The sequence below is a fragment of the Agarivorans sp. D1326 genome (assembly GCF_056958115.1).
In genome coordinates this window covers 332,261-352,075 of sequence record NZ_JBTWEN010000002.1, presented here as the reverse complement: position 1 = coordinate 352,075, position 19,815 = coordinate 332,261, and the positions used below count along the sequence as shown (strand labels likewise).

Below are 19,815 nucleotides of genomic sequence, written 5' to 3'. Positions count from 1 at the left end.
TGCTAAAAAAAGCCAGAAAACTAAGAATTATTAACAAACTGGCTATTTTTGTAAGTCTTTTTGCAAATTTTAAGCTTTATTCTTGTGGTTTATTGCTATCAATGAGTTGCGAGTGAACGTGGTCGGCAAAACCCGCACCGGCCTCATTGTAGAGGTTGAAGACTTCGTCTGCGCCAAGGCGCTTTAGCTTTTCAACATCATCGGCGAACTGCGCAATGGCGGCAATTTTGGCATTAAACTCACCTTTCTTAAGTTGCTTTAATGCGTATTGGTTTCCATGGTGATGGGGCATTGCCAGTAATACCAGTTTTAAATCTTTTGAGGGGGCTAACTTTTCCCAAAAATCGGAGTCAGTAGCGTCACCTTGAATTACTGCTCGGCCACTTTCAATTTGGTGCTGAATTTTCTCAAGGTCGGTATCAATACCGATAACCAAATCGGGATAGTGTTGCTGCAGCATATCGTAGGCACCTTCACCAATTCGGCCCATGCCTAATATTACTACCTGCATTTGCCCAAGCTCGATAGGTTGGTCTTCTAAGTGCAACTTAGAGCGCTGTAAGCGTTTTAGGCTTGGGCGAATAAACTGGTAAATGATATCGGCGTTTTTGTGGATAGGAGCCGCAACCAAAAAGCTAATACTTACAGCCATTGCTAAGGTTGCCATCCAGTCGCCATGTAGCCAGCCAAGTTGCACTGCAACAGCCGTTACAATCAAGCCAAATTCGCTGTAGTTTGCCAAGCTCACAGCACCTAGAAATGCGGTTCGCGAACGTAATCTAAATTGCAGTAAATACAGCAAATAAAATGCTGTTTTTATCACTAGAATGCCCACTAAGAATAGTGCGATATAGATAGATTCGAAGCTTAACTCACTGGATAAACCAATCGATAGGAAGAAGGCAACTAAAAAGAGTTCTTTAAAGCTAAATAAGGCCTTTGCCATGCCACTTGCAGCGGGATGGCCTGCTAGCAACATGCCTATAATTAGCGCACCTAAATCTGATTTAAGGCCAACGCTGTCGAATAGTTGCGCGCCTAGAACAAAAGTTAAAAAGAAGCCTAAAACTAGCTGCAATTCGCCGTGGCCTACGCGGTTTAGCAAACGATACAACACTGGCCGTAGCGGCAATAACAGCAATAGTAGTGGCGCATACATGGTTGGAACTTTGCCAGTGGTAGCAGCCAGGAATACTACCGCAAAGATGTCCTGCATAATCAATACACCAATAGCCACGCGGCCATACAGTGCATTCATTTCACTCTTGTCTTCTAATACTTTTACTGCAAATACTGTACTGGAAAAACACAATGCAAAAGACAATACAACAATACCAGTGGTAGACAGCTCACCAATGCTGCTTATACCAAACCATTTAACGGCTGATAGCGTGCCTACAAACAGCAGCATGTTGGTACCCATATGCGCGGTAGCGGTTCCCCAAACTTCGCGTTTAAACAAGGTACGTATATCTAGTTTTAACCCAACGGTAAACAGCAGTAATGTTACACCTAAATCTGCTGCCGTAGAGATCAATTCATTTTGTTCATAACCCATTTCGCGTAAGGCAAAACCGGCGGCCAAAAATCCAATTAGAGGGGGTAAGTGCGCTAAATGAGCAAGAAATCCTGCCAAAAACGTCACTGTTATTAGTATAGAAATATCCATTAAGTGCTAAATCTTTATCGTTATATTATGTCGATTGCTGCCACGTTAGGGAAAACATAGTTCGGTCTAAAGGGTACCATTTCAATGTCGGCTTCACTGCTCACACCAGATAGTACCAAAATTGTTTCTAAACCAGCTTGAAAGCCAGCCAGTATATCAGTGCGTAGGTTATCACCAATAATCACGGTGTCGTCTGCATGTGCGCCAATTTTATTGAGAGCCGCACGTACAATCCAAGCAGAGGGTTTACCAACAACAAAGGGTTCGCGCCCGGTAATTCGTTCGATAGGGGCACACAGTGAACCACAAGCTGGGCTCATGTTTGGTCCGTGAGTGTCTGGGTTGGTGGCAATAAACTGCGCGCCTTGTGCAACAAATTTTGCCGCATGTTGAATCATATTCCAATTGTAGTTTTTGGTTTCGCCCACCACTACAAAGTCGGGGTTAATGTCGGTGATGGTAAATCCAGCGCTATAAAGTTCATGAATTAACGCGCCTTCGCCAATAACATAGGCTTTGTTACCTTCTTGGCGTTTAAGAAAATCTGCGGTAGCCATCGCTGAGGTATAAAAACAGCTTTCTGGAATATCAACTCCAGCAGTTTGAAAGCGGTTCTGTAAATCTTGCGGAGTTTGAGCAGGATAGTTAGTTAAAATTACTAGCTTGGTATCGTTAGCCAGTAAACGTTCAATAAATGCTTTGGCTCCGTCTATCAGTTGGTTGTCGTGTAGTAGTACACCATCAATGTCACAAATAACTGCTTTGCTCATTCTTTTTCCTTAGAACCCTATAATCCGTAGTTCAGAGTAACGTAGTGTGACTAAAAAGCGCTAGAGAAAAATAACCTAACGGCAACAAATAGCTTATATTCATTAGTATCCAAGCAGTTGAAGGAAAAGATTGATGTTTAATCAACAAGATTTTATTAAAAAAATAGCAAAGGTTGAGCTGCATTTGCACATTGAAGGTAGCTTAGAACCTGAGTTAATGTTTAAGCTAGCTAAACGAAACAATATTACTTTGCCTTATGCCAGCGTTGATGACTTAAGAAAAGCTTACCAGTTTAATAACCTTCAAGAGTTTCTAGATTTGTACTATCAAGGTGCAGAAGTGTTGCAAACAGAACAGGACTTTTTCGATTTAGCTTGGGCTTACTTTGAAACCTGCCACCGCGATAATGTATTACATACGGAAATATTCTTTGACCCGCAAACTCACACTGAACGCGGTATCGCAATAAGCACAGTGATTAATGGGCTGGTGAGGGCTAAGCAACAAGCTTTTACCCAGTTTGGAATAACCAGCGAATATATATTGTGTTTTCTGCGCCACTTATCGCAGGACTCTGCAATAGAGACTTTAGAAGCGGCTAAACCTTACCTTAAACATATAATTGGTGTGGGCTTAGATTCTAGTGAACAAGGTCATCCTCCTGAGAAGTTCCAACAAGTGTTTGCGATGGCCAAGCAACTGGGGCTGCAAAGAGTGGCTCATGCAGGAGAAGAAGGCCCAGCAGCCAATGTGGCAAACGCTTGGCAGTTGTTGGGTGTTAGCCGAATTGACCATGGCGTTCGCTGTTTAGAAGATGAAACTTTAGTTAAAAAACTTGCCGCCGCTCAAATGCCTTTAACTGTTTGTCCGTTTAGTAACGTAAAACTAAAGGTGGTTGAGTACTTAAGTGAGCACCCATTACCGAAAATGTTGCAAAAAGGCTTAGCGGTTACTATTAACTCAGACGATCCTGCTTATTTTGGTGGATATTTACTGGATAACTTGCAGGCCTGCAGTGAAACTTTTGCCTGGAGCCCGCGACAGATTGCCCAGCTTTGCCACAACGCTGTTGCCGCAAGTTATGCCAGTGAGCAAAGAAAAAGTGAGTTAAGTCAACTAATTGATAACCGTTTAGCAGAGTTTAGCTAGAGACCTTGTGTTTTAAGGCAGGCTACAGCCATAGTTATGTTAAGCGAGAATAATAAGGAGATTGTCGATGTTTGTTGTGTTGTTTCGTTGGAAGTTAAATGAAGAGCATATTCAGTCCTTTAAAGAAGGCTGGTCAGAGATTATTCATTTTAATATTGATAAGTGTGCCGCATTGGGATCGCGTTTGCATAAAGCCTCCGACGGCACGTGGATTTCTTACTCTCAGTGGCCTAGTAAAGACCATTGGTTACGCTCTAAAGAATCTGAATCTATGGTATTAGATGCACGCCAAAAAATGCGTAAAGCGATTATTTGGCAAGATGAACCCTTATTAATGGCGCCACAACTTGATCATTTCGTATCGAGTAACTTGGATGCTACACACTCTATTTTGTAACTCACCGCCTTGAGTAAACTTGCTTTAGCGCCACTGCAGAGTAAACTGGCGCGCAGTTTTATCAATTTCTTAAGGTAGTGTTGTTAGACTATGTCGAAGTTTGAGTCTCAAGCATTTTCTATATCGTTTTCCAAAACATGGTTAGCCCCTAAGCATTGGGGCACCTGGTTGGTGGGCGGACTCATCATTCTGCTGGCCTATGTGCCGGTAAAGCTACGAGATAAAATTGCCGTAGCTATTGCCAACCGTATCTTTAACCTTAAAGCCTTGAAGAAACGCCGTGCAATTGCCGACACTAATTTAAAGCTGTGTTTCCCCGATATGACCGCGCAACAGCGCGAGCAATTAATGCAAAAAAATATGCAGATTTTTGCTCAGCTTATTTTGGGAGCGGGCGAGATGTCTGTTCGCTCAAAACGTTATCTGCAGAACCGTATTGTGGTTGATGGTGAAGAGCATATACAAAGTATTCTCGATAATAATGAAAACTTTATAATTCTATTACCACATACCTACCCAGTGGATTTTCTGGGGACTTATTTTTGTACCCGAGGCCATGATATGTGCACCATGTTTAAAAAAACTGGTGACCCCATTGTTGATTGGGCGATGGCAAAACAACGTACTCGTTTTGGCGGCGTTATTTTTGAACGTAACGCAGGTATTAAAACGCTGATCAAAGCAGTAAGAGCCGGTTTTGGGTGTATCTATTTACCAGATGAAGACTTTGGTCCAGAAGCCAGTTTAATGACGCCATTATTTGCTACTAAAAAAGCCACGTTGCCGGTATTGGGTAAAATGACCAAATTAAGTGGCGCAAAGGTGGTGCCTATCTATGCGGGATACGACAGCGAACTGCATAAAGTTAAGTTGTTCATTCATCCTGCTATGCAAGACTTCCCCAGCAAAGATGTTGCGCAAGATACCTTGCGAATGAATCAAGAGGTAGAGAAGTTAATCTCTCGCTCGCCAGAGCAATACATGTGGACTTTAAAGTTATTGCGTACCGTTGAAGGCAGCGATAAGCCGCGTTATTAATTTGGTAATCGTTCTCTAGCGAGCTAGGTGATTATGCGTTGTGCTCGCGCAGAGTTTGGTTTTTGTAGTTACGAACTAAGCTAATGAAATCTTCTGGTTCTCGGTCAAGAATATCTTGCTCAATTAATAGATCATAACCAGTGAGCTCTCGAAGCTTTTTCATTCTGTTTGCGAACATGCCGGTGAGTCCGGTGTAAATCTTCCCACTGCTCGATTTAAAATAATCGTCTTCAATTAAATGGTCACTCACTTTACTGTCTTGGCAATGTTTACAGCTTCTTCGTAAGGATGCGAGCAAAGCCGCTCTTTGCTCAGTGAGTAAATGTGCAGATAGGCGAGGGGACAGACTGTCGAGTAAATAATCTGGGTCACTCAAACGTAAGCCAACGTAATTCATATCCTGCCAATTAAGTCCATCACTTAACCTTGGGACATCGATACGTTGTAGTTTATCCCAGGGCAAACACCAACCACCATAACGATGGTGAAATTGAATGTGGTCGTAACACAATACAACTGAATACACCGGTTGCATCCATTTTTCTACGCCGACTCGAATTCCCAAATATGCTAAAAAGAAAATCACCGAGGCTATAAGTGACACCAATACCGCTGGAACGTAGAGGGTACTTATTCCTATCAAGACTAGTAGAGAGCCAGCTAGAACTAAGGTTTTAGCGTTATTGCTGGCCTTGCTTTTTATCCATACTGATTTTGGCATTGTGTTACCTCAATCATTTACCGCGACACTTAGATATACGGACCGGATTGGCTAAATGTTCATTACAATGGTTAGTGAAAGAAGAACGCTCACATCACCTTAGCGTATTACTTTTTAGCGGCTTGTTTAGCGTTGAAAATGGCCATTTGCTCATCGGTAGCTGGCAGTTGGTGGTGCTCTTTCCACTCTGAGTATGGCATGCCATACACTTTTTCTCTTGCTTCATCATAGTTAAGGCTTTCACCTTGCTCTTCTGCTGCTGCCATCATCCACTTGGCTAAACAGTTTCGACAAAAATCAGCTAAGTTCATCAGCTCAATGTTTTGTACTTCTTTGTGTTGGTCTAGGTGTTCCAGCAAACGGCGAAAAGTGGCAGCTTCAATTGCTTGTTGTTTGTCCATGTTACTTATCCTTGGTAAAAGTTAAGCCAGTGTAAATGCACAAAAGCAGCGAATCAACGCTGCTTTTGGTATTGCCAGGTAGCCAATTTAGCCTTTGGTAAGCAAATTATTCAAATTAATAATGGCCGCATTAGCACGTGATACATAGTTAGCCATTACTAGAGAGTGGTTAGCCATAAGGCCAAAACCTGTGCCGTTTAATATCATTGGGCTCCATACGGTTTCTTGGGTCGCTTCTAACTCGCGAACAATTTGACGAACCGCTACTGTAGCATTCTTCTTCTCTAATACGCCTTTAAAGTCTACTTCTACTGCTTGGAAAAAGTGCAACAATGCCCACGCTTCGCCACGCGCTTCATAGAACACATCATCAATTTTCCACCAAGAGGTTTTAACCATGCTTTCTGATGGAGCAAAGGTAGATTGTGCAGCACCTTCATCGCCCACTAAGCTAGTGTTAATGCGCTCTCGGCCTACCGAGGCCGAAAGCTTTTGCGACATGCTTCCCAGGCGTGATTGTACTTCGTTAAGCCAGGTAACTAAGTTGTCGGCACGAGCATAAAACTGCGCATTTGGGTCTTTAGGATCGGCTAATTGGGCGCGATAAATTGCAAGGGCATCTATAGCATCTTGATATTCGCGTTCTGCACTTGGAAGCTGCCATGAAGTATGGTCAATATTGAACTTAGGCTGGGCGACTTTAAGCTGAGCATGTTCTACTGATTGCGCTTGAGAGCGGCTAAAATCTTTACGCATAATCAGCGATAAATCTCGAACTTGGTTTAATGCACCAAGCTCCCAACTTGGCATATTGTCCATAAACACACTGGGGGGCATTTTATCGTTACTTAAGTAACCGCCCGATTTGTTTAGCAGGGTTTCGGCCACAAACATCAATGCGGTGGTGGTGGCATATCCGGTTACCGCTTCCTCACCGTTTGCCACTGCTTGCTCAAGTACATATTCTTTGACTTCGACTCGGTCTGGTTCAATGCTCCAAAACACTGCAATGATGTAGTTAATGATGAAAAACACCAAAAAGAAAACAACAACCTTACGGCCAGTAAGCTGAAACATAAATACATCCTCAACAAGATTTATGTTCTCAGCATAGTCAAGTAAGCAATTTAATCAATAGCTTATGCAAAATCTAATTGCGGTGAGACATGAGAGCCTCAACTGTCATACCTTGGTTTTCTAGCTAGGGTACGAGCAGTAAACTCAAAGCTCTATCAAGTATTCAGCAAATTATCCTAATGATTTGAGCTAAAGCAGTGCTTACGGTTTTTTTAAGGACAGATAACTGCCATTATCTGCCGCAGATTATTGGTTTACAGGGAGGTAAGGTTTAAAAGGTTGAGAATTTCGTGCACATCTCCAAGTTAGTAAAACCCAGTATTACAGTATTTGCCCTCACAATGTCTGCTCAGGCTGTTGCCCAACAGCAACAAGAAAACACCAACGCTTATCCGTGGGCTGCGGTATTTCTCGATTACCAACATCCCGACCAACCTATGTTGGGCTTGACCGTTGCGGTAAATCATTACGACAAAAGCTACCCTAATTGGGGTTACTACCTCGGTTATGGCAGATCAAAAGAAGAAGACTTAGGCTTTGAAGCACCAGCAGAAGGTAAAAGAGACTTAACCATGTTAAGGCTAGGGGTGAGTTACAGCCTCTCCAATAATCTGAGTGTTTATGGCGGCGGAGCAATGTTAGAAGACACCACCGAATACACTGACGGTATCACCCAGTTTTGCACTGACTGTAAGCCAGAATGGTATACCGATACCAAGCGAAACTGGGGCGGCGAAGTTGGGCTTCGTTATGCTTTAACTCGGCATTTAGTGTTTGGCATTGGTTATAATTCGGTGACAGAGGGTGGGGTATTTAGTATTGGTTATCGCGGTTAATAATCACGCTTTGAATGCTGTCTCTAGTGCTCAAAGGTTGCCCGCGACAGAGTAGTCGCGGGAAGTATAAAATAGTGGGTTTTAGTTGCGCTACTTACAGGCCGCATTGATTCGGCTGCTGTCATTACTACTGTACTCACAAGAGCCTTGAATAATGCACTGATAAAGGTTGTTGTTGTAGGCATTGGTGCGGTGATCATAGATCATAAACCAACCTCCATCGTCCCACACAGAAGTGGGAATGCCTGCTGCTTTTGCATGTTTAGAGTCCAGTAACTCATACCAAGCTCTAATGTTGTTGCAATCCATTTGGCTTTTATATTTTTGCCAATTAGTACCCCATTCACTGATGTAGATTGGCATACCTTGACCCACACCGTTTGCCCATTGTTGCATGGTTCTAATTGGGTCACTAATGTCAGATTCAGTCCACTTAGTCGATAAGTTACCTTCACCGTGGTAAGACCAAGGATTGTAATGGTGGAATGCGGCCATCACATAGGGGTCATTGCCTCCTCCAACAGCGTCTAAATTTGGCCAGGTTCGCGCCATCTCATGAGCGCCAAACCATTGGTTTCCACCAATTACAACAATCCGGTTTGGACTTTGTTCTCTGATCTTGTTATATGCCAAACCTGTCATGTGGCGTAGCTTTGACGGAAGCATGGCTTCGCTATTACTTAAGTGCGGTTCGTTTAAAATTTGAAAAATGAGACGGTTACTGCGGTCTTTAAATAGAGCACTAATATCAGTCCACAAGGTTTCTAACATCTCCGCATCACTATTGTCTTTGATTACGGCTTCATGGTGAGCATTGATAACTACGAACATATCTTCATAAGCTAGGGCATGGTCGACAGTTTTTATTATCTCTTTAAGGCGAGCATTGTTAAGGTCTATTTTTCCTGATTCGTTAGCAATGGTTGAACCTGATATCTCTATGGTCCAACTAATCGGAATTCTGACATTACGATAACCTTGCTCGTAATAAGCATCTATTTTTCCTGAAGCTTCGGTTAGGGTAGCCGCATGTTGTTGGTTGTCGAACATTTGCCCTAAGTTAAAGCCGGTGCCCATTGCTGCTGCAGCGTCTATAGCCGTTATAGCAGGTTGTTCACTGGGAGGTGGTGGTGTTTGACTAGAGCAAACATCACCAGTAAGCGCTGGTTGTTCCGCACTGTTGCCGTTCATGGTTCCTTGAATACCAAATTCAACCGACTCCCCTGGCTTTATAGTCGCGTTCCACGAAAGGTTACTTGCGCTGTATGGGTTATCTCCACTTAAAACCGTATTCCAGCTAGAGCTAAGTTGAGAGCCTTGTTGATATTGCCAATTAACTTGCCAACCCTCGATGTTAGTTGAATCGGTATTTGTAATGGTCACCTGTGCCTGAAAGCCTTGGTCCCATTGATTGGTTAAGGAGTACTCGCAGTCGGCCGCAACTGCAAAAGGCGAGATGAAACCAAGTAAAATCAGCTTAGCTGCGAAGCGGTGGTATGTTCGACATTCGGGCATTTTAGGCTCTCACATTTAAAGGTGAAGTTAACAACTTACTTAAAGATGATGCTACCCGAGTTAGCTAAGTAAAAAAGTTGGAAAGCCGCATAACTGGCTGAAATAGATAGCTAAATTTCTTGTTGTTTCATGGTCAGTATGAGCTTGCTCACAAAGCCGCTGATTAAATAAGAGAAACTAGCTGTATAGCACTTAACGCTAATTATCTACTTGTCAAAAAAAGGGAGACTAAACCATGAATGCTTATAAGCGAGCGGCTATGTTGGTTTTTGTGGCCTCTGATACCTTGTTTTGAAGCTAATAATGACCAAGCTCAAGTTAGCTTCAAATATTCCCTTGGCATGTGCGCCAAGTCCGTCTAAGGCGTATTTCCACTGCTAAGCTTAAAGTGATTAAATAAATTACGAGGAGCACATCATGAGCTATCGTCACATTTTAGTCGCCGTCGACCTCTCTGAAAACAGCAGACGAATAATCGATAAAGTCATCCTTCTAGCGAAACCACTCGATGCAAAAGTATCACTGATTTTTGTTGATGAAAGCGCTAACGATTCAGCATTCAGTGGGCTAATTGATCTTGATTTAGCCGCCATAGAACCGATGCATCCTAGCCTTAAAGAGTTTGCTAACAAGCTTAACGCCTTGGTGGTGGATACTAATTACACCATTGAGAACCAGTTTGTTATGCAAGGTGATTTAAGTGCTCGCTTAGATGAAACAGTGGCCGAGGTAGGCGCTGACTTAATCGTATGTGGTCATGATAATGGGTTCTGGCATCGTTTAGCATCTAAACATCATGAGCTGGTAAATAACGTCTCGATAGATCTGCTAGTTATACCTATCGATCAGTGAGCGGCTAGGCATAATACTTATCGGGTGTAACCAGAGCTCGATGAGTATTTCTTTGTTTAACGCCTCATCTATACTGCGCTTTTTGGCCTTCTATTGTTGATGAAGGCTTAAGTGTTATAGCTTTACTTGTGATTAAAAAGCCCTTGGCATTTTCATGCCAAGGGCTTGTGTTTATAAACGGAGTTGTTAGCTTATTTAGCCTTATTGGATAAGGTTAAGTTTATAGAAGCTTACTTGTGTGTAATCACCAGCATCTAAGCCATTATTACTACAGCCCGAGCTCCAAGTATTGGTTTTAGGTTTGATATTGCACTGGTTGTAAGCACCTGCTTTAAAGTACATCCAATCTTGCGCGTAGCTGGTATCTAAGTCAGAAGCAGAGTTAGGTTCAGCTAAGTTAACCCTATACGTGACAACTTGCTCATTGGCTTCACCTGGGTTTTTGGTAAAGGTGAGGTTCATTATGTTGTCAACAATATCAACGTCATAAGAGAACAACTCACCCAGCTTGATGCCGCCAACTGGATCTTTATCTTCTTTGGTCAAGTTGTACTGGCCGAAGATGTTATGAGGAATATCGAAACGGTCTTTCTTGTCTTTAGGATTAATTTCATAGTTCCAGAATAGCGAACCATGCTCATGGTTTGGCAATTTACGGAAGAAGATCTTTAAAGGTTCATTATTTGAACCATGGATCTGGCCAATAACCACAGAGTGAGCACCCATTTTTGCATCGTTACCACTTAGGCTTACATGGTCAACACTTAAGGCTGCGCTCATGCGTCCGCCAATAGAGCCGTAAGCTGCTGCATTGTCGTGAGAAGCTAATACAAAATTGGTGCTTGGATCTTTGTATCCAGTAGGTAAGTTCACGTTTAACATTGCGCGTAATTCACTACGAGCGTTTTTGCTGTTAGGCGTGGTCACCGCCTCATTAGGTACTTTAAATACCATGGCGCCAGTTTCAGCGTTGGTGTAAAACCATTCTGGATGTGAGAATGGATTTTCTGCATCGTTTAGCTGAGATGCATACACTTCCATGGTTTTGCCTTCGCGCTCAGGCTTGGTATCAGGGTAGGGTAAGTTAATTTTCCACTTACGCATTTCGAAGTTTTGCGCCGGGGCTTTAGAAGCATCTAGCTTCGACATTAACTCAAGCTGGTAATTGGTCGGTGTATTCGCTGCGCCAGCTGTACCTGCAAACAGTGCAGCTACAGCACAAGCGACATAAATCTTTTTCATGATAGTTCCCTGTTAGTTAAATGTAACTCGTAGACGGAGTTTTCGTGAACAGGGAAACGTTATAATACTATTGTATTATTAAATATGATGGCCTTGGCAATTATTCATATTGCTCTTTGTTTTTGAGAGTTTCATTTATAAATTTTGCTGTACATCACAGTTTGTGGTGGGAACAGGTTGTATCACATGCGCAATGTTCGCCGGTAAGCACGGCGATTTTAGCTAATAAGTCAAAGCAAATTAGTGCTAACAGAGGCTGGCTCTGCTAGCTGTTAGCTTAGTTTTTATCTAAAGGGCAGCTCAGTAGCTCTTGGTGTTCAACAAGACTACATACTTGTATTTGCTGTTCAGTGATTAAAGCGTAACTGGCTTGCCAGTCTTGTCGAGGCATTGATACCGAGCCGGGATTAAGCACAAAGTGCCCGTCTTGTTGTTGGGCTTGCGGAACATGGCTGTGGCCGCTCACCAATATATCTCCAGGGCTTAAAGGCGGCAGTTTGTTTGGTCCATAATTGTGGCCATGACACAAAAATATTTTGCGTGTTCCTAAAAGCATTTGGTTGTATTCAGCTAATAGTGGAAAGTGACACAGGGCTTGATCCACTTCGCTATCGCAATTCCCTCTAACCGCAATAATTTTATCAGCGATATTGTTTAAGTCTTCCGCAACCTTTAAAGGTGCATAGTGAGCGGGCACGGGGTTACGAGGCCCGTGGTTAAGCACATCGCCCAAGCTGACTAAATGCGAAGCTCCGCTGCGTTTAAAAGCGGCTAAAGTGAGTGTTAGGGCTTGGTAGTCGCCATGAATATCAGAACATACAAACAGCATAAGTTGTCCTTTGAGTGAAACTGAGAAGAGCTGCTAAAGCCAATTTAGCGCCTTGGGCGTTTATTTTAGCGCTTTAAATAGGAAACTGAACAGGCAAGAACAACTAATAGTGAGAACTCCCTACGCCAAGTCTTAAGAATCCAACAACGCAAAATAGTTCTGCTCATCTAACAATTCGTTAAGCTAGTTCTAACTCATTACTTTTGAGCCTTGGTGCACACTATCGTGTTAAGTGGCTTTTATTGTTGTTTGAATATGCTAAATATTTATTAGTATGATGATACTACATTAATGAGGCCTTATGAAAAACCATCTACTCGCTCTATCTGCTTTACTTGCTGTTTCCACATTGGCCTCAGCCAATGTTCAGTTTTCTGATAACAACGGTAGCTTGGGCGAGCCGGTTAACTATCCTCAGTTTCAACATGTTTTAAGTGAATCTGAGCTGCAAATTTCAGATGCTGAAGGTAAGAAAGGCAATAAGGAATACTTTGCGCTAGATGGAGATTTTACTGGCATCGTAAATCCTTACTTTTATGTAGATAAAACAAGCGAAGCGCTGGTCTTTAAAATGAAGAACGATCATTTACGTAATGAAGTTCGGGTGCATAAAAACTTCCGTACCGATTTACCTGATCATTTTTACTCATTACGCGCCGACGTTGAAATGATTGACCCTGAAGCGTCAATGAAAAACTCAGACTCAAAACAAGATGAGATTACTTTTCTACAAGTGCATAACAAGGGCTTAGATGACGAAGGCACACACAATGTACCGCACCCCTTATTAAGGGTGGTATGGAAGCGTGATGCTAATGGCATGAAAGGTCACTTTTGGGCAATCATCAAAAACAATGCAGTCATTTGCAAAGGGTCCTTTGGTAAAAAAAACAAAGACAAAAATATGTGTAAGCCTGATGTTGCTTATAGCCACATTGATTTGGGTAAGGCGCCGACAGGCAAAACTACCGCTTTTGATATTACTGTAGGCAACAAAACGCTATCGGTTGACGTAGATGGTACCAACCTAGTTAAGCACGACATTGATTATTGGCGTCACCTGTTAAGTTACTTTAAAGCCGGCGTATACAACCAATTTACCCATGGTATGAGTGAAGCACATTTCTACAAGCTTGAGTATTCTGCGGCTGAGCCTAAATAGAAGCCTGCACCTTGTTAGCTCTCGCGTGCCACCTCCCGAGAGCCCTTAGCCTGCTAGCTGCTATTTGCTTGAGTACCTTCACTTTACACCGCACCAAACCATGAGGTAACTATGTCCCTTTTTTCCATTAAACACGCCAATCTTAAAAACGCTGTTGTCGCAGGATTAGCGGTAAGCATGTTGTCTGTAAACGCACAGGCGGTAGCCAACCAAGCGCCCCCACAAAGCGTGATGGCGCTTATCGAAAGCAAATCTGTACTGCTTGCCTCCGAGGCATTAAACAGTAACCAACATTGGTTTACAGCCTATACCAATGAAGCGGGAAAATGGCAGCATGAGTACTCGAAAAACTGGTGTAGCGGATTTATACCGGGCATCTTTTGGTATCTAAATGCACTCGGTGATAATGGCCAATGGCAGCAGTATGCTGAGCATTGGACAGAAGGGGTAAGGTCGCGCGCTTATGCCACTGACAATGATACTGGCTTTCAAATTTTTAACAGTTTTGGTTTAGGCTACACCATTGGTGAAAAGCCTAGCGATGATTACAAGCAAGTATTGATAGATGGTGCCTCTACCTTAGTGAAGCAGCGTTACAACAAAGATATCGGCGCATTTCGGTCTTGGCGGCAGGGGATTAGTAATCCCACTCGGCTGCCTTTTGAAGTCAATATTGATCAATTGATGAATATGGAATTGGTGCTTTGGGTAGGCAAACATGCCAACAAGCCCCAGTTCACCAAGATGGCGATCTCACATGCAGATAAAACCTGGGAACATGGTGTAAGAGAAAATGGCAGCACCTACCATGTAGTGAGTTATAGCCCTAGTGGTGAAGTAGTTAAGAAAAGAACCCATCAAGGCTGGAAAACAGAATCAACCTGGTCAAGAGGCCAAGCTTGGTCGGTTTATGCTTATGCTATGTATTATCGTTACACGGGTTTAGAGCGGATGCTAGAGCGCTCAATCAAGTCTTATGAATACTTTATTGAAAGCACCAAACAACAAACTCAAGATTGGGTGCCGTATTCAGACTTTGACGCTCCATTAGATGATGATAACCCTCGAGATAGTTCTGCTACAGCGATTGTGGCATCAGCACTCATCGAGCTTTATAAAATTACTCAACAAGAGAAGTACTTAAACGACGCACAACAAATGCTAGCGTCACTTTCTACACCTAAATACTTAGCAATGGACAACAACTACCAAAGTATTTTGTTGAAAGGCTCAGAAAAGTGGGGTGAGCCAGAAGTCGGCACTATTTTTGGCGATTACTTTTTCATAGAGGCTTTATATCGTTGGCAGCAATGGGCACCCTATAAGCTACCTAAGCATTTTGGTTTGTAATGATTAAAGCCTCTACGTGAGGCTTAAGTTACGCTTACTGGCAGATAAACGCCAGTTTTGCCGCAAGCGCTTCAGCAAGTTGCTTATGTTGCTCAGGGCTTAAATGAACGCCGTCTTGTTGTTCAAGTTTAATAATGCTGTTTACATCAAAAAACGCGCAGCTAAGCCTTTTTGCTTTAGCTGCGAGTAAGCCAGCAAGTTGCTGAGACTTAGCTTGCGAGCCTTTAAAATGCTGACCGAAAGGGCCTGTTTCATCTATTGCTGGTGGAGCAACTAACAACACTTTTGGGCTTGCTATTCCTTGGTTTACACAGTGCTGGTCTAGCTCAACAACCATTCGCTCAAGATTTTCACTTATCTGCTCTACTGCAAGTTGAAATTCTGGATAAAAATCATTAGTGCCTAACATCAATACTAAGCAGTCTGGCTGGTGTTTTTTGGTGTCTTGCAATAAGGCATCTATGCCGCTGCTTAAACCAAAGCTTGATGAACTGGGATAGGTGGTTCTGCCGGGTTGTCCAGCTTCAATAATTTGGTAAGCCTCGCCAAGTAAGTTGGCCATAACTCCCGGCCAACGAGAGTTGGCTTGCATGCGTTGCCCACTAGAAGGAGAGTAACCCCAAGTATTAGAGTCGCCAAAACACAGTACTTTATTGATTGCCAAAGTGTGTTCCTTATTGTTGTGTGGCTAAAGAGTATAAAAAAACCTGCTAGTGCAGGTTTTTATTTAGCGATAGAACTGAGTTCACCTAGTTTTGTTTTCTAACAAATTTAGATTTAAGCATCATGTGGCCGTGACCATCTACCTTACAGTCGATGTCATGATCAGCATCTACAAAGCGTTTAATTACCGCTTTAGTACCTACTTTTAGCACTAACGACGACCCTTTCACTTTTAGGTCTTTAATCAGGGTAACTTTGTCGTCTTCTGCCAGTAAATTGCCTACAGCGTCTTTAAGTACAATGGCATCAGGGTCAACTACTACTTCGTTAGGGTTCCACTCATGCGCGCATTCAGGGCAAATAAGTAGTGAACCATCTTGGTATACATAGGCTGATTCACATTCTGGGCATGGAGGCAGATCGCTCATGATATTTTCTCTTTAATCTTTAGTTTATGGTGGCAAAGCGAAGGTAACGCTTTAAGCCATAGCAGTACTAGTAAACTAGTACCTAATATTTGTAGGGGCATTATAAGTAAGAATGGCTCTGCCAGCTAGCGCTTAGCTAAGATTGCTGCGGGTAATGGCAGTATCTGAGTAAATTTTCACCCTTGGATGGCCTTTCAACACATTCCAAGTATGTAGCTTAAAACTGTCGCACTTAGCACAAAGCTTACATTTACTTGTTTGCTTTATTTCATCTCTCTTTGAGTTTGAACGAAATATCAGCCACTTAAGTTATGTTTTCACTGGCTTTGATATTGCAGCCTAGCTTTCAATAAGCAGAAAGTGTGGGGAAGCTATGTTACGCGAGATAATAGAAATAGATGAAGCGCTATGCGACGGATGTGGTCAATGTGTGCCTGCTTGCCATGAAGGTGCCTTGCAAATCATCGACCAAAAAGCTCGCTTAATTAGCGACTTAATGTGTGATGGCCTAGGTGCTTGCTTGGGACATTGTCCCACAGGCGCAATGACTGTGGTAAAGCGTGAAGCTAGCGCTTATGACGAACGAAAAGTCATGGAAAACATCATACAAGGTGGGCCAAATGTAATTAAAGCCCATTTAGAACATATGCTAGAGCATCAAGAATTTGATTATTACCAAATCGCCTTACAGGTATTGGCGGAGCAGGGAATAGATGTGCCCTCTCACAAACAAGTGTCCGATGAGGCCTCAACTACAGGCTGCCCCGGTAAAAAAGAGCAGGTGCTTGTTCGAGAGAAAGGTGAGTCAAACCAAGTATCAAGTGATGGTAGTGCGCCAATTAGCGCCTTAAGCCATTGGCCTATTCAGTTGCATCTTATTAACAGCGCCAATCCCGTTTTTGTGGGCGCGGACTTGTTACTCGCTGCTGATTGTAGCGCGTTTGCCGCAGCTGATTTTCATAGCAGCTATTTAGACGGAAAAAAGCTCCTTATTGCTTGTCCTAAACTAGATGAAAACCAAGACGCTTATGTGGAAAAACTCAATATGCTTATTCGCTATGGTCAACTTAAAAGCCTGACTATTTTGCGAATGGAGGTGCCTTGCTGTGGTGGACTCTCTAAGTGGGTGAAAAATGTCTTAGCTAAGCTAAAGCAACCCTTAGAGAGTGTTGAAATAACCATCAATAAGGTAGGAGAGGTGGTCGCCACTAAAGCACTTTAATGTAGTGTGTTATGTATACTTAACAAGCCAGTTCCTCAATAAATTGGGTCTCGGGCTTTGCTATGCCCGAACGCTAAGGTACCACCACACCAATGGCGCCAACAATACTAACTCTAAGCCTACATATAACCATTGTTTTGTTACCGAACCGTCTAGCATTATTCCTATAAGTCTTGCCACAAGTAGGCCAAACATTAGTGATGCGCTAGTAGCGGCAAGGCTTGTCACCCAAGGCTGAAATTGATGATGAAACATTAGCAAACAACCAAAACCAATTAACAGACCCCACCAAATTCTTCGTTCAATTGCATCAAAGGTATTGTCGGGAATTGCCTTGTTACTGACTAATTCTGGATTAGATACCAGCACAATGCCGGCAATGATCAATGCGATGCCAATGCCTCGTAACAATAAGCTAGTTTCTATCATTTTTTGCTCCTGTGGGGCTAAGTATTACTTTAAACTTGGTCGATTTGAGTTAAGTTTATAGTTGCCAGTTAAACGAGGTGTTTTCTTCAGATAACTGCCAAAGTTGCTGAGCCATTTGATGGTCAAGTGCTACCTCATCTAATAAACATTCACCCACCGGGCCAACGGTATCGGCGCGTTTGGTTGGGCCATAGAGTTTGTTTATCGCTAAGCCTTGTTTGGTGGCACACATTACCTCTGGCCATGCGCCTTTTTCGGCAGATTGCGCGATTAGTCTAGACAGTAGAGCCCAGAGTATTTTGTTAAACGTGCTAGCTGTGTCTTTTAATAAGTTAGTTCTCGACGCGCCTGGGTGACAAACATGTACTTGTACATGCTTACCTGAGGCTTTAATTCGTCGCTGCAGTTCATAGCCAAACATCATTTGCGCGAGTTTACTTTGAGCATAAGAGTTCCATGCCGTGTAATTAGCATCGAAGTTAAGATCGTCAAATTGAATTTTCTTTAAGCCCATTTTGTAGGCGTTACTGCCAACGATCACAATGCGCCCTTGAGATGCCTCTATTTGTTCAAATAACAAGCCACACAGAAGAAAGTGGCCAAAATGATTAACACCTAATTGGCTTTCAAAGCCGTCTTTTGTGAATTGTTGTTTGGCAACTTGCGCAATCGCGCCGTTACAAATAAGCGCTTCAATGCTGTTGGTGCTCTCTAGTAATTGTTTAGCTGCGCGCCTAACCGAGTCAAGCTCAGCTAAATCCATTTGAATATAGCTAAGATCAATATTGCTACCCAGCTGGACTTTTAACTCTTCTATGGCCGCGACAGATTTAACAGGGTTTCGATTTAACATTACTACCTTTGCGCCTTTAGACAGCAGGATGCAAGAGGCTTCAAATCCCGCACCGCTGTTGGCACCAGTAATTACATAGGTTTTTCCTGCTAGTGAGCCAATCTGCTCTGGTGTCCAAGCTTTAGTGGTAAATTGCTTTGTTGTCATTTTCTAACCTCTTGATTCAGCCTTCGGAGAGCGCAACGAAAGTTAATTGCGCTACCTTATTTGTCGTAGTATCTTTGCTTGGTAATGAATTTAACTCTCACTGTGTGTATTTAGTAGGCGTATTTGGCGCTAAAAATTGCCTATTTGTATCAAATGTGGTTCTTAGGGGATGATATGTTTAGGCAAAAAATAAAACAGCTGATAGAAAGTCACATCAGCGATGAAGGAATGGTTGAGACAGGAGTAAAAGGGGTTCATCTGTTTAAAGTAACCACTGCTATCCCTTGTGCTCCAGCGGTTTATGAGCCGACAGTTGTGGTTATTGTCAGTGGTAAAAAAGAGGCGTTAATCGAGGGGCATCATTATGTCTACGATAATAGCCAATACCTGTGTTGCACCATGTCTATGCCAGTAGAAGCGGGTACACCAGAAGCCTCGCCAGAAGAGCCTTTGCTCGGTGTGTACATCTCTCTCGATACAAAAGTTATGACCGAGCTAGCCATTGAAATGGAAAGCTCAGCGGCAGTGATAAAGCATCCTAAAAGTAGCGCGCAAGGCCTATCGCTAGCAAATTGGGATGACACCTTCTCTGATGCCCTATTAAGGTTGCTGCAATTGGGCGATAACCCAAGGGATAGTGCTATTTTAGGCGCTAGCCGTTTACGTGAGTTTTATTATGCGGTGTTAAAAGGTGAGGCGGGCATCTCGGCGCGGCGAGCCTTTGGAGTTGGTAACGAAATTGCCCGCTCTATTGAGTACTTATCTAAGCGTCTTAGCGAAAATGTCACCATAGACCAGCTTGCTTCTCAAGTTAGCATGAGCAGAGCGGTATTTCACCGTAAGTTTAAACAAGCAACGATGATGTCGCCGATTCAATTTATGAAGTCGATGCGATTGAATCAAGCCGCTATGAAAATTGCCGCAGGTAATAATGTCAGTGAAGCGGCAATGGCGGTTGGTTATGTTAGCTCATCCCAATTTAGTCGGGAGTTTAAAAGGATGTATGGGCAATCTCCTAAACAGTGGAGCCAGTCCAAAGGCCTCTTAGAGAACATTGCTTAAGG

Annotated in this window: 21 protein-coding genes; 9 read left to right on the top strand and 12 right to left on the bottom strand. The window is 42.9% G+C overall.

What is annotated here, in order from left to right:
* Positions 1-76: 76 nt before the first annotated feature.
* Together ACYFDN_RS05500 and ACYFDN_RS05495 are read right to left on the bottom strand one after the other, a co-directional pair.
* Positions 77-1,669 (bottom strand): cation:proton antiporter family protein, encoded by a 1,593-nt coding sequence (locus tag ACYFDN_RS05500; RefSeq protein WP_040307008.1) that lies wholly within the window; start codon positions 1,667-1,669, stop codon positions 77-79.
* A gap of 20 nt (positions 1,670-1,689) precedes the next feature.
* Positions 1,690-2,439 (bottom strand): HAD-IIA family hydrolase, encoded by a 750-nt coding sequence (locus ACYFDN_RS05495; protein ID WP_016401134.1) that lies wholly within the window; start codon positions 2,437-2,439, stop codon positions 1,690-1,692.
* Between the two features lie 133 nt (positions 2,440-2,572).
* Between ACYFDN_RS05495 and ACYFDN_RS05490 the strand changes: the two genes are divergently transcribed.
* From ACYFDN_RS05490 to lpxM, 3 genes are all read left to right on the top strand, one after another.
* A complete protein-coding gene (locus ACYFDN_RS05490; protein WP_483510241.1) occupies positions 2,573-3,589 on the top strand; it encodes an adenosine deaminase in 1,017 nt (338 codons plus the stop codon).
* 67 nt (positions 3,590-3,656) lie between these two features.
* Positions 3,657-3,986 (top strand): antibiotic biosynthesis monooxygenase family protein, encoded by a 330-nt coding sequence (locus tag ACYFDN_RS05485; protein ID WP_220718180.1) that lies wholly within the window; start codon positions 3,657-3,659, stop codon positions 3,984-3,986.
* Positions 3,987-4,076: 90 nt separating this feature from the next.
* On the top strand, positions 4,077-5,024 hold the full coding sequence (lpxM, locus tag ACYFDN_RS05480; RefSeq protein WP_483510239.1) for a lauroyl-Kdo(2)-lipid IV(A) myristoyltransferase: 948 nt from the start codon (positions 4,077-4,079) through the stop codon (positions 5,022-5,024).
* 31 nt (positions 5,025-5,055) lie between these two features.
* On the opposite strand, the gene ACYFDN_RS05475 is transcribed toward lpxM, so the two are convergent.
* The 3 genes from ACYFDN_RS05475 to ACYFDN_RS05465 all read right to left on the bottom strand — a co-directional run bounded on the left by ACYFDN_RS05475 (position 5,056) and on the right by ACYFDN_RS05465 (position 7,223).
* Positions 5,056-5,745, bottom strand: coding sequence for a DUF2982 domain-containing protein (locus tag ACYFDN_RS05475; RefSeq protein ID WP_472590781.1), 690 nt, complete (start codon positions 5,743-5,745; stop codon positions 5,056-5,058).
* Between the two features lie 107 nt (positions 5,746-5,852).
* Complete coding sequence (locus ACYFDN_RS05470) at positions 5,853-6,146, bottom strand: DUF1244 domain-containing protein (protein ID WP_152782442.1); 294 nt, start codon at positions 6,144-6,146, stop codon at positions 5,853-5,855.
* An 87-nt stretch (positions 6,147-6,233) separates the two neighbouring features.
* A complete protein-coding gene (locus tag ACYFDN_RS05465; RefSeq protein ID WP_483510237.1) occupies positions 6,234-7,223 on the bottom strand; it encodes a DUF2333 family protein in 990 nt (329 codons plus the stop codon).
* Positions 7,224-7,513: 290 nt separating this feature from the next.
* On the opposite strand from ACYFDN_RS05465, the gene ACYFDN_RS05460 reads away from it, so the two are divergent.
* Positions 7,514-8,059, top strand: coding sequence for an outer membrane beta-barrel protein (locus tag ACYFDN_RS05460; RefSeq protein WP_016401126.1), 546 nt, complete (start codon positions 7,514-7,516; stop codon positions 8,057-8,059).
* A 90-nt stretch (positions 8,060-8,149) separates the two neighbouring features.
* Here ACYFDN_RS05460 and ACYFDN_RS05455 read toward each other — a convergent pair whose 3' ends face one another.
* Entirely contained in the window at positions 8,150-9,574 is a 1,425-nt protein-coding gene (locus ACYFDN_RS05455) for a cellulase family glycosylhydrolase (protein WP_483510236.1), read from the bottom strand.
* Between the two features lie 417 nt (positions 9,575-9,991).
* Between ACYFDN_RS05455 and ACYFDN_RS05450 the strand changes: the two genes are divergently transcribed.
* The gene (locus tag ACYFDN_RS05450; RefSeq protein ID WP_016401123.1) at positions 9,992-10,426 is read left to right on the top strand and encodes a universal stress protein; all 435 of its coding nucleotides are present in this window, start codon (positions 9,992-9,994) and stop codon (positions 10,424-10,426) included.
* A gap of 201 nt (positions 10,427-10,627) precedes the next feature.
* Here ACYFDN_RS05450 and ACYFDN_RS05445 read toward each other — a convergent pair whose 3' ends face one another.
* Together ACYFDN_RS05445 and yfcE are read right to left on the bottom strand one after the other, a co-directional pair.
* A complete protein-coding gene (locus tag ACYFDN_RS05445; protein WP_483510235.1) occupies positions 10,628-11,668 on the bottom strand; it encodes a polysaccharide lyase family 7 protein in 1,041 nt (346 codons plus the stop codon).
* Positions 11,669-11,945: 277 nt separating this feature from the next.
* The gene (gene yfcE, locus ACYFDN_RS05440) at positions 11,946-12,497 is read right to left on the bottom strand and encodes a phosphodiesterase (RefSeq protein WP_152782454.1); all 552 of its coding nucleotides are present in this window, start codon (positions 12,495-12,497) and stop codon (positions 11,946-11,948) included.
* Positions 12,498-12,798: 301 nt separating this feature from the next.
* On the opposite strand from yfcE, the gene ACYFDN_RS05435 reads away from it, so the two are divergent.
* Entirely contained in the window at positions 12,799-13,659 is an 861-nt protein-coding gene (locus tag ACYFDN_RS05435) for a polysaccharide lyase family 7 protein (protein WP_483510234.1), read from the top strand.
* A gap of 111 nt (positions 13,660-13,770) precedes the next feature.
* Complete coding sequence (locus ACYFDN_RS05430) at positions 13,771-15,009, top strand: glycoside hydrolase family 88 protein (protein ID WP_483510232.1); 1,239 nt, start codon at positions 13,771-13,773, stop codon at positions 15,007-15,009.
* 34 nt (positions 15,010-15,043) lie between these two features.
* Here the strand turns inward: ACYFDN_RS05430 and ACYFDN_RS05425 are convergent, their stop codons facing one another.
* On the bottom strand, positions 15,044-15,673 hold the full coding sequence (locus ACYFDN_RS05425) for a GDSL-type esterase/lipase family protein (protein ID WP_483510231.1): 630 nt from the start codon (positions 15,671-15,673) through the stop codon (positions 15,044-15,046).
* Between the two features lie 85 nt (positions 15,674-15,758).
* Positions 15,759-16,100: a zinc ribbon domain-containing protein YjdM gene (locus tag ACYFDN_RS05420; protein WP_016401117.1), complete on the bottom strand. Its 342-nt coding sequence runs from the start codon at positions 16,098-16,100 to the stop codon at positions 15,759-15,761.
* A gap of 373 nt (positions 16,101-16,473) precedes the next feature.
* On the opposite strand from ACYFDN_RS05420, the gene ACYFDN_RS05415 reads away from it, so the two are divergent.
* Complete coding sequence (locus tag ACYFDN_RS05415; protein WP_483510230.1) at positions 16,474-17,322, top strand: ATP-binding protein; 849 nt, start codon at positions 16,474-16,476, stop codon at positions 17,320-17,322.
* A gap of 60 nt (positions 17,323-17,382) precedes the next feature.
* On the opposite strand, the gene ACYFDN_RS05410 is transcribed toward ACYFDN_RS05415, so the two are convergent.
* Positions 17,383-17,751 carry a DUF4345 family protein gene (locus ACYFDN_RS05410; protein ID WP_016401115.1) on the bottom strand — a complete coding sequence of 123 codons (369 nt, stop codon included), beginning with the start codon at positions 17,749-17,751 and terminating at the stop codon, positions 17,383-17,385.
* 55 nt (positions 17,752-17,806) lie between these two features.
* Positions 17,807-18,751 carry an SDR family oxidoreductase gene (locus ACYFDN_RS05405; protein WP_483510229.1) on the bottom strand — a complete coding sequence of 315 codons (945 nt, stop codon included), beginning with the start codon at positions 18,749-18,751 and terminating at the stop codon, positions 17,807-17,809.
* A gap of 174 nt (positions 18,752-18,925) precedes the next feature.
* Between ACYFDN_RS05405 and ACYFDN_RS05400 the strand changes: the two genes are divergently transcribed.
* Complete coding sequence (locus ACYFDN_RS05400; protein ID WP_483510228.1) at positions 18,926-19,813, top strand: AraC family transcriptional regulator; 888 nt, start codon at positions 18,926-18,928, stop codon at positions 19,811-19,813.
* Positions 19,814-19,815: the final 2 nt, after the last annotated feature.

What these genes read in the sequence shown, in the direction of transcription:
- ACYFDN_RS05500 (WP_040307008.1), bottom strand. Translation starts at nt 1,669, where the DNA reads ATGGATATTTCTATACTAATAACAGTGACGTTTTTGGCAGGATTTCTT.
- ACYFDN_RS05495 (WP_016401134.1), bottom strand. Translation starts at nt 2,439, where the DNA reads ATGAGCAAAGCAGTTATTTGTGACATTGATGGTGTACTACTACACGAC.
- ACYFDN_RS05490 (WP_483510241.1), top strand. Translation starts at nt 2,573, where the DNA reads ATGTTTAATCAACAAGATTTTATTAAAAAAATAGCAAAGGTTGAGCTG.
- ACYFDN_RS05485 (WP_220718180.1), top strand. Translation starts at nt 3,657, where the DNA reads ATGTTTGTTGTGTTGTTTCGTTGGAAGTTAAATGAAGAGCATATTCAG.
- lpxM (WP_483510239.1), top strand. Translation starts at nt 4,077, where the DNA reads ATGTCGAAGTTTGAGTCTCAAGCATTTTCTATATCGTTTTCCAAAACA.
- ACYFDN_RS05475 (WP_472590781.1), bottom strand. Translation starts at nt 5,745, where the DNA reads ATGCCAAAATCAGTATGGATAAAAAGCAAGGCCAGCAATAACGCTAAA.
- ACYFDN_RS05470 (WP_152782442.1), bottom strand. Translation starts at nt 6,146, where the DNA reads ATGGACAAACAACAAGCAATTGAAGCTGCCACTTTTCGCCGTTTGCTG.
- ACYFDN_RS05465 (WP_483510237.1), bottom strand. Translation starts at nt 7,223, where the DNA reads ATGTTTCAGCTTACTGGCCGTAAGGTTGTTGTTTTCTTTTTGGTGTTT.
- ACYFDN_RS05455 (WP_483510236.1), bottom strand. Translation starts at nt 9,574, where the DNA reads ATGCCCGAATGTCGAACATACCACCGCTTCGCAGCTAAGCTGATTTTA.
- ACYFDN_RS05450 (WP_016401123.1), top strand. Translation starts at nt 9,992, where the DNA reads ATGAGCTATCGTCACATTTTAGTCGCCGTCGACCTCTCTGAAAACAGC.
- ACYFDN_RS05445 (WP_483510235.1), bottom strand. Translation starts at nt 11,668, where the DNA reads ATGAAAAAGATTTATGTCGCTTGTGCTGTAGCTGCACTGTTTGCAGGT.
- yfcE (WP_152782454.1), bottom strand. Translation starts at nt 12,497, where the DNA reads ATGCTGTTTGTATGTTCTGATATTCATGGCGACTACCAAGCCCTAACA.
- ACYFDN_RS05435 (WP_483510234.1), top strand. Translation starts at nt 12,799, where the DNA reads ATGAAAAACCATCTACTCGCTCTATCTGCTTTACTTGCTGTTTCCACA.
- ACYFDN_RS05430 (WP_483510232.1), top strand. Translation starts at nt 13,771, where the DNA reads ATGTCCCTTTTTTCCATTAAACACGCCAATCTTAAAAACGCTGTTGTC.
- ACYFDN_RS05420 (WP_016401117.1), bottom strand. Translation starts at nt 16,100, where the DNA reads ATGAGCGATCTGCCTCCATGCCCAGAATGTGAATCAGCCTATGTATAC.
- ACYFDN_RS05415 (WP_483510230.1), top strand. Translation starts at nt 16,474, where the DNA reads ATGTTACGCGAGATAATAGAAATAGATGAAGCGCTATGCGACGGATGT.
- ACYFDN_RS05410 (WP_016401115.1), bottom strand. Translation starts at nt 17,751, where the DNA reads ATGATAGAAACTAGCTTATTGTTACGAGGCATTGGCATCGCATTGATC.
- ACYFDN_RS05405 (WP_483510229.1), bottom strand. Translation starts at nt 18,751, where the DNA reads ATGACAACAAAGCAATTTACCACTAAAGCTTGGACACCAGAGCAGATT.
- ACYFDN_RS05400 (WP_483510228.1), top strand. Translation starts at nt 18,926, where the DNA reads ATGTTTAGGCAAAAAATAAAACAGCTGATAGAAAGTCACATCAGCGAT.